The sequence below is a fragment of the Spongiactinospora gelatinilytica genome, assembly GCF_003236385.1.
In the GTDB taxonomy this organism is placed as follows: Bacteria; Actinomycetota; Actinomycetes; order Streptosporangiales; family Streptosporangiaceae; genus Spongiactinospora; species Spongiactinospora gelatinilytica.
Window position 1 is genome coordinate 1 of record NZ_POUA01000382.1, and the last position, 7,309, is coordinate 7,309.

The 7,309-nt window shown below is 71.7% G+C and carries 8 protein-coding genes and 1 tRNA gene; 6 read left to right on the forward strand and 3 right to left on the reverse strand.

Annotated elements, in window-relative coordinates; translation table 11 throughout:
* Nucleotides 1-55: 55 nt before the first annotated feature.
* Nucleotides 56-1,903 (forward strand): TRAP transporter permease, encoded by a 1,848-nt coding sequence (locus C1I98_RS32280; protein WP_233508372.1) that lies wholly within the window; start codon nt 56-58, stop codon nt 1,901-1,903.
* Nucleotides 1,900-2,886 carry a TAXI family TRAP transporter solute-binding subunit gene (locus C1I98_RS32285; protein WP_199537369.1) on the forward strand — a complete coding sequence of 329 codons (987 nt, stop codon included), beginning with the start codon at nt 1,900-1,902 and terminating at the stop codon, nt 2,884-2,886. The genes C1I98_RS32280 and C1I98_RS32285 overlap by 4 nt, the downstream gene beginning before the upstream one ends.
* 63 nt (nt 2,887-2,949) lie before the next feature.
* Here C1I98_RS32285 and C1I98_RS32290 read toward each other — a convergent pair.
* A tRNA-Pro gene (locus tag C1I98_RS32290) sits at nt 2,950-3,024 on the reverse strand.
* Nucleotides 3,025-3,231: 207 nt separating this feature from the next.
* On the opposite strand from C1I98_RS32290, the gene C1I98_RS32295 reads away from it, so the two are divergent.
* The gene (locus tag C1I98_RS32295; protein WP_111171140.1) at nt 3,232-3,672 is read left to right on the forward strand and encodes a helix-turn-helix domain-containing protein; all 441 of its coding nucleotides are present in this window, start codon (nt 3,232-3,234) and stop codon (nt 3,670-3,672) included.
* 14 nt (nt 3,673-3,686) lie between these two features.
* On the opposite strand, the gene C1I98_RS32300 is transcribed toward C1I98_RS32295, so the two are convergent.
* Complete coding sequence (locus C1I98_RS32300; RefSeq protein WP_111171141.1) at nt 3,687-4,025, reverse strand: DUF6458 family protein; 339 nt, start codon at nt 4,023-4,025, stop codon at nt 3,687-3,689.
* Nucleotides 4,026-4,176: 151 nt separating this feature from the next.
* Between C1I98_RS32300 and C1I98_RS32305 the strand changes: the two genes are divergently transcribed.
* The 3 genes from C1I98_RS32305 to C1I98_RS32315 are packed head-to-tail and all read left to right on the forward strand — an operon-like array spanning nt 4,177 to nt 5,812.
* Nucleotides 4,177-4,908 (forward strand): hypothetical protein, encoded by a 732-nt coding sequence (locus tag C1I98_RS32305; RefSeq protein WP_233508373.1) that lies wholly within the window; start codon nt 4,177-4,179, stop codon nt 4,906-4,908.
* 6 nt (nt 4,909-4,914) lie between these two features.
* Nucleotides 4,915-5,604 (forward strand): hypothetical protein, encoded by a 690-nt coding sequence (locus tag C1I98_RS41990; RefSeq protein ID WP_158558272.1) that lies wholly within the window; start codon nt 4,915-4,917, stop codon nt 5,602-5,604.
* A 10-nt stretch (nt 5,605-5,614) separates the two neighbouring features.
* Nucleotides 5,615-5,812 (forward strand): hypothetical protein, encoded by a 198-nt coding sequence (locus C1I98_RS32315; RefSeq protein WP_111171142.1) that lies wholly within the window; start codon nt 5,615-5,617, stop codon nt 5,810-5,812.
* Between the two features lie 72 nt (nt 5,813-5,884).
* Here the strand turns inward: C1I98_RS32315 and C1I98_RS32320 are convergent, their stop codons facing one another.
* A complete protein-coding gene (locus tag C1I98_RS32320; RefSeq protein ID WP_111171143.1) occupies nt 5,885-7,252 on the reverse strand; it encodes an NAD(P)/FAD-dependent oxidoreductase in 1,368 nt (455 codons plus the stop codon).
* Nucleotides 7,253-7,309 lie beyond the last annotated feature (57 nt).

The following is a 7,309-nucleotide window of genomic DNA, read 5'->3' on the forward strand; positions in this document are numbered from 1 at the left end:
CGGCGGCGTCAGATGGGTATAAGAGACAGGCGGGGGGCCGGCGCGGGTGGTGTCGGTGGTCGCGTTCGGCGTGTCGGTGTACGCGCTGTACGTGGTCTTCAGCCCGGTGCCGGTGCTGCCGTACCGGATGAGCTTCCTGGCACTCGTCCTGCCGCTCACCTTCCTGGTCTACCGCCCCCGGGTACGCACCGCGCACGCCGGCACCGCCCGCCCGGGCGTGGCCGACTGGGCGCTGGCCGCCGCGTCCGCCGTGGTGTGCGCCTATCCGCTGCTGTCGTTCGACGAGTTCATCCGGCGCACGTTCGACCCCGCCACGCTCGACCTGGTGATGGCCGGCGCGTGCGTGCTGCTGGTGCTGGAGGCCACCCGCCGCACGGTCGGGCTCGCCCTCCCCGTCATCTGCGTGATGTTCCTCGGCTACGCCCTGCTCGGCGGCAACCTGCCGGTCGACTCGCTGCTCGGCCATCCCGGCTACGGCCTGGACCGCGTCCTGGTGCAGCTCTACATGGGCACCGAGGGCCTGTTCGGCGTCCCCCTGGACGTGGCGGCGACCTACATCGTGCTGTTCACGATCTACGGCGCGGTGCTGGAACATTCCGGCGCCGGGGCGTTCTTCGTGGAGATCTCGTTCGCGGCCTTCCGCCGCTCGACCGCCGCCCCCGGCCGTACCGTGACACTGGCCGGTTTCCTGATGGGCACGGTCTCCGGGTCCGGCACCGCGACGGCGGTGTCGCTGGGCAGCGTGGCCTGGCCGATCCTGCGGCGGGCCGGCTACCCGCCCGCGCAGGGCGGCGGGGTGCTCGCCGCGGCCGGGATCGGCGCGTTGCTCTCCCCGCCCACGCTGGGCGCGGCGGCCTTCATCATCGCCGAGTATCTCCAGGTCTCCTACGTGACGGTGCTGCTGTACGCGGTCGTGCCCACGATCCTCTACTACCTGGGGATCATCCTCGCCGTCGAGATCGACGCCCGCAGGTACGGCACCCGCTCGGTCGCCGTGGACCTGCCCTCCGCCTGGCGGCTGCTGGCGAGATCCGGTTACCACTTCTCCTCGTTGATCGCGATCGTGGTGCTGATGATGGCAGGCGTCTCGCCGTTCCGCGCCGTCGTCTACGCCACCGTCATGGCGGCCGCGCTTTCGTTCCTGGACCGCCGCCGCAGGCTCGGGCCGCGCCGCCTCGCCCAGGCGCTGACCGAGGGGACGGTCGGCGTGCTGCCGGTCGCGGCCACGACGGCCGCGGCCGGGATCATCGTCGCGGTGGTCACGCTGACCGGGCTGGGGTTGAAGACCTCGCGAATCATCGTGGACCTGGCGGGCGGCGTCCCCGCGCTGACGGCCGTGCTGGCGGCGGTGGCCGTACTGCTGCTCGGGCTCGCCGTACCGGTGACCGCGTCGTTCATCATCGCCGCGGTGGTCATCGGGCCCGCACTCCAGTCACTGGGCGTGTCGCCGGAGGCGACGAACATGTTCGTCTTCTACTACGCGGTGCTGTCGGAGGTCACGCCGCCGACCGCGCTGGCGGCGGTCGCCGCGGCGGCCGTGACCGGCGGCAACGCCTTCTCGACCATGATGCAGACCTGGAAGTACACGCTTCCCGCGTTCCTCGTGCCGTTCGCCTTCGTGCTCGCCCCCGCCGGGGAGGCGCTGCTGTGGCGGGCCCCGCTGCCCGCCGTGCTGGTGGCGCTCGCGCTCTCGGCCGTCGCCGTGGCCGCGCTGGCGGCGGCGACCGGCGGGTGGCTGACCGGCCCGGCCCGGTGGCCGGAGCGGGTGCTGTGCGCCCTCGCGGCGGTCTTCCTGCTGTACCTCGAATCGGCGAGCGCGGCCATCGGCCTGGCGCTGCTGGGCCTCGCCGTGCTGATCCACCTCACGCTCCGGCGTGCCCACCACGACCAGAAGGGACAATGATGAAACTCTCATTCCGCCCGCCGATGTTGATCGCCGCGATGATCGCCCTTCTCGTGGCCGGCTGCGGCAGTACAGGCGGCACGGGTGGCACGGGCGGCGCCGCCCTCTACAAGGGCGGCCGGCTGTCCATCGCCACCGGTAACACCACCGGCGTCTACTACCAGCTCGGCGGCGGGTACGCCGACCTGGTCGGCAGGTTCGTGCCGGGCTACCAGGCCACCGCGGAGACGACCGCGGCCTCGGTCGAGAACATCCAGCGGGTCGCGCGCGGCGACTCCGACATCGCCTTCACGCTGGCCGACGCCGCCGCGGACGCCGTGCAGGGCAAGAACGGGTTCTCCGGCCCGCAGCCCATCCGCGCCCTGGCCCGCCTCTACGCCAACCATACGCACGTCATCGCCCGGACCGACGCCGGGATCGGCTCGGTGGCCGCGATGCGCGGCAAGCGGGTCTCCATCGGCTCGCCCAACTCCGGCACCGAGGTCATCGCGCGGCGGCTGCTCACCGCCGCCGGGATCGACCCGCGGACCGGCATCGCGGCCCAGTCGCTGTCGCTGCCCGAGACGGTGCAGGGCATGAAGGACGGCACCCTGGACGCGTTCTTCTGGTCCGGCGGGCTGCCCACCGGCGGCGTCACCGACCTGACCGTCAGCATGGGGGACAAGGTCACCTTCGTGCCGCTGAACGACCTGCTGCCCCGGCTGCGCGCGCAGTACGGGGAGGTGTACCAGGCCGCGCCGCTGAAGAAGGAGGTCTACGACACGCCCGCCGACGTACCGGGCATCGCCGTGCCGAACCTGCTGATCGTCTCCACCGAGATGCCGGACGCCCTGGCCACGAGCCTGACGGCGCTGCTCTTCGACCACCGGGCCGACCTGACCAAGGTACACCCCGAGGCGGCGAACATCGTCAGGGCGGAGGCGCAGAAGACCACGCCGGTGCCGCTGCACCCGGGAGCCGAGCGGTACTTCGCCAAGCCGTGACCGCACTGCGGCGGAGCCCGGAAAAAGAAAAACCCGGACCGCTGCTCACGATCCGGGTGACCGTCGGGACGGCCGGATTCGAACCGGCGACCTCTTGACCCCCAGTCAAGTGCCCTAACCAAACTAGGCCACGTCCCGCCGCGCGGTGCGGAGGTGTTCCCCCTGGCGCGCGTTAGAAACCCTACCACGGGCGGCGGAGCACCCGATGTGGCTCGCGCCCACCAGGGCGCGGGCCACCGGCGGGCCCGCCCGCGTACCGTCCCCGAGCAGGGAACTTGAGATCGGGAAGGTTCGCTATATTGGGAGCGGTTTTTGCGGGGTCGCGGGCAAGGACGAGAGGCGAGCGTGGCGGGGCGCAGGGCGCAGATCGACCGGCAGGAGTTGGCCCGGCTCGTCGCCGAGGGCTGGACGGTGCGCCGGATCGCCGAGCACTTCGGGGTCTCGGAGTCGGGCGTGCTCCAGGCCAAGCGGGCCGCGGGGCTGGTCAGGCCGACCCTCGACCACCGGGCCGCGATCCCGTGGACGGTCAAACGCGAGCACGTACAGTCCGGCCCCGCCACCAACCTGCGCAACCTTTCGGCAGTCGCGCAGGGCGGCAGCGTACCGCCGGAGAAGGTGAACACGGCGCTGCGCTGGGCGCAGCGCCTCATCGACGCGGGCTCCGACGTCTCCTACGACCCCGAGGCGGGTTTCACCGAGGTGCCCGCCTCGCCCGAGGACTCGCACATCGCGGGCGTCCTGGCCCGCGCGAGACAGGCCCTTTCCGGCGGCACGCAGGGCGCCTGAACCCCGCGTGCGGGTCAGGCGGGCCCGTCACGGTACAGGTGGTGGTGCGGACGGGTCGGGTCCTCGCCGCGCGGCTCCTCCACCGGTGCCTGCCTGTGGTCGTGGACATGGACGTGGCGCGGGTCGCTCTCCGGCACGAAATCCGTGGTGTAGACGATGTCCGGCTCCACCACCTCGACGCTTTCTTCACCTGGCTTGCGGGTGTACATACGGGTGATGACTCCGGCGACGACGCCCACTCCCATGAGGATCCAGCCGATCATCTGAAGATCGATGCCAGGAACGTCCCACCGGACGGCAAAGGCGAGCACCGCCCCTATCGCAATGAAGGTCAGCGCGGCTCCAAAGCCCATCGCGGACTCCCTCCTACTTCGACGCGCGAACCCTCTACCCCTCGATCGATTGATTACGCGCCCGTGACCTCCCCGTGACCTGACCCGGTTTCGACCCTCTGCCCCAGGGCAGTGCGCCGGACGAAGGCAGAAATCAACCCGGAGGCAGGACATGTCCACCGAGACCTTGATCTGGGTGGCCGTCGTCGTCGCCGTGGTGGTGGCGATCGTCGCAGTCGGTTACGTCGTACTGCAGCACCAGCGCCGGCACCGTTTGCGCGAACGCTTCGGCCCCGAATACGAACGGACCATCACCGAGCGCGAGAGCAGGCGCGACGCCGAACGGGAGCTGCGCGCCCGCGAAGAACGCGTCGCCGAACTGGACATTCGTCCACTCACTCCGGAGGCCCGTCAGGGATATGCCGCGAAGTGGACCGAAGTGCAGGAACGCTTCGTCGACTCCCCCGGTTTCGCGGTGACGGCGGCCGACCAGCTCGTCACCTCCGTCATGCGGGATCGGGGCTACCCGACCGAGCGGTTCGAGCAGCGGCTTTCCGACCTTTCGGTCACGCACGGCCGCACACTCGACCACTACCGCAAGGCGCACGAGATCAGCGGCAGGGCCGCCAAGCAGAGGGCGTCCACGGAGGAACTTCGCCAGGCGATGGTGCACTACCGGGCGTTGTTCGACGAACTGCTCTCAGAAGACGGCCGGCAGGCGACCGGGAACCCGGAGAACGCCGCGGACCGGCCCCGCGTACCGACGCAGCAGCGACCGCCCCGGCAGGGGCAGCCGAGCGCGGCGGGCGGTCGTTCCGGCGGTGGTTCCGGCGGCCGGGAGCACGCCGAGCCGGACGACTTCATCGCCGAGCGCACGGCCAACCGCGAATCACGAGGACGGTGAACGATCGTGGAAGGGCGATACGACGACAGGAACGCCCCGCTCGTGGGCGATGAGAAGGAAGACCCGCTGGTGCCCAGGCAGCGTGACGACCTCCCGCCGGAGGCCGCCGAGCGGGCCAGGCGGGAAGAGGGCCCGGGGCCGGTGTACCGGCCCGAAGAGGACGCCGGAGGTCTGCCCGGGGACGCCCCGGGCGAGGTCCGCCAGGGCGTCGAGCCGGAGGCCCAAGTCCCACCGGACCGATTCGAGGCCCCCGGCCGCAAGGAGACCGCAGGTGAGGACACGGGGGTGCCGATGCCCGGGGAGGAGCCGCGGCCCGGGGCGCACGCGATGGGCCCGGCGGAGACGTCCGGTCAGGACGGTGAGATCCCCGAGCCCGCGGAGCCGGGAGAGCACGGCCAGCCCGCCGCCGGGCTGACCGCCGCCGACCTGTTCGGGCAGGACGCCGCGGAGATCCAGCGGCGCTGGCGCGACGTGCAGGCGACCTTCGTGGACGACCCCCGGCTCGCCGTGGAGCGGGCGGACGGGCTGTTCGGCGAGGTGGTCGCGGCGATGCGGGAGGCGCTCGACTCGCGCGCCGACCGGCTGCACGAACAGTGGACGAACACCGCCGAATCCGACACCGAGCGGCTCCGGCTGGCGCTGCGCGACTACCGCGCCACGCTCGAACACCTGCTCCACCTGACCGATCAGAAATAGAGGTGACCCCGTGTTGGCAGTCGTCGCCGCCATCGTCTTCGGGCTCGGCCTGTTGCTCGACCTCGTCGGGGTCGAGCTCGGAGCGGGCATCAACGCGACCACGTTCATGCTGCTCGGCCTGCTCCTGCTGGCCCTGCACCAGGCGGGCGTGGGTACGGCGGGCATCCGGAGCTCGGGCGGAACCTGGCGCGGCCGCGCCAGGCGCTGAACCCAGCGAAGGACCCGCGAAAGGGCCGCCCTTCCATCAAGGAAGGGCGGCCCTTCGGCATGTCCTCGGACGTCAGGTCGGAGGCAGGTCACCGTTGAGGCGGCCGGCGTGGACGGTGGACCGGGCCGCGAACTCGAACTCGGCGCGCGGCCGGGACATCGCGCCGAAGGAGACGATCTCCCTGCGGAAGAACAGCGCGAGCGTCCAGTCGCTCAGGACCCGGACCTTCTTGTTGATTGTCGGGACCCGCGACAGGTGGTAGCTGCGGTGGACGAACCAGGCGAGCGGGCCGTGCAGTTTGTGCCCGTAGATCTGGGCGACGCCCTTGTGCAGCCCCAGGCTCGCCACCGATCCGGCGTACGCGTGCCGGTAGTCGGCGAGCGGGGTGCCGCGCAGGGTGGCGATGATGTTGCCGGCCAGCCGCCGCGCCTGCCGTACGGCGTGCTGGGCGTTCGGCGCGCAGTACTCCCCCGGCCGGGTGAGGTCCGGCACGGCCGCGCAGTCGCCCGCGCTGAAGACGTCGTCCCTGCCCTCCACGTTGAGCCGGGGGGTGACCTTGAGCCGGTCCTTGTCGTCCACCGGCAGGTCGGTGGCGCGCATCAGCGGGTGCGGCCGTACGCCCGCCGTCCACACCAGCGTGCCGGACGGGAACCGGCCGCCGTCGCTGAGCACGATGTCGCCGTGCTCGGCGGTGTCCACGCGGGTGTTCAGGCGGACGTCGATGCCGCGGGCGCGAAGCTGCTCCAGCGTCCAGCGGCCCATCTCCTCGCCGACCTCCGGCAGGATGCGGCCGGTGGCCTCGACCAGCACCCAGCGCATGTCCGCGCGGCTGATGCCGGGGTGGTAGCGGCAGGCGTACCCGGCCATGTCCTCCAGTTCGGCCAGCGCTTCCACGCCGGCGAAGCCCGCTCCGACGAAGACGAACGTGAGCGCCCGCCGGCGGACGTCCGCCCGGCGGGTGGAGGCGGCCAGATCGAGCTGGCCCAGGACGTGGTTGCGCAGGTGGATGGCCTCTTCGACGGTCTTGAAGCCGATGCCGTTCTCGGCCAGGCCCGGTATGGGCAGGATGCGGGAGACCGAGCCGGGCGAGACGACGAGGATGTCGTAGCCGATCTCGTAGGACTCCCCTTCGGCCGGCCGGAACTCCACCGACCGCCTGGCGCTGTCCACCCGCACGACCCAGCCGTTGAGGATCCTGCACCGCGACAGCACCCGCCGCAGCGGCACCACCACATGGCGCGGTTCGAGGCTGCCGGCCGCCGCCTCGGGCAGGAACGGCTGGTAGGTCATGTAGGAGTCGGAGTCGAGAACGGTGATCTCGGCCTCCCCCGGGCGCAGCCGGCGTTGCAGGCGCATCGCGGTGTTCAGCCCGACGTACCCGCCTCCGATGATCAGGATGCGGGGCGGGGAACCGCCGGGCGTCCTAGGTCCTCGCGCCATGCAGCACCTCTTCCCGCATCGCGCGGCGTTCACGCTCTGTGGTGCCCGCCCAGATCC